The organism is Lacticaseibacillus manihotivorans DSM 13343 = JCM 12514 (assembly GCF_001435035.1).
Taxonomy (GTDB): domain Bacteria; phylum Bacillota; class Bacilli; order Lactobacillales; family Lactobacillaceae; genus Lacticaseibacillus; species Lacticaseibacillus manihotivorans.
Map to the genome: position 1 here is coordinate 1 of NZ_AZEU01000130.1, position 430 is coordinate 430.

Annotated in this window: 1 protein-coding gene; it reads left to right on the forward strand. The window is 33.0% G+C overall.

What is annotated here, in order from left to right; all coding sequences use genetic code 11:
• A partial coding sequence (locus tag FD01_RS16295) for a hypothetical protein (RefSeq protein WP_162257347.1) occupies positions 1 to 430 on the forward strand: 430 nt, incomplete at both ends.

The following is a 430-nucleotide window of genomic DNA, read 5'->3' on the forward strand; positions in this document are numbered from 1 at the left end:
GCTGTTATAAAATATGACAATTTTAAATATAATGATAGTTGGAAGAACAAGAACTCATCAGCTAAAATTGAATTTTGTCAGGATTTATACGGTGGGGTCAACTTTAAGATGCCGCTTCAAAGTATGGAAGTAAAAGTTAAATTCTTTTATAAATCTGACGATTCAGCTGTTAATTTAGGTACAGATAGCTATTTAACAATCGGTTCTTTGAATTATCATGATGCAACTCGTTATAGTGCTGACTTTCAAGCCGCTGAATTTGTAACAATGAAGGGTGGACAGTATTCAGATGCTTATTTAACCTCAGCAGATCACACTTCTGTTAAGGCTTATGATCCAAACTACACTAATAAAGATCATTCAATTAATGGTTATGCAGGTACAACTTCAGATTCAGCATATAATGGTTCAATTTTTGCCGGTGTAAATT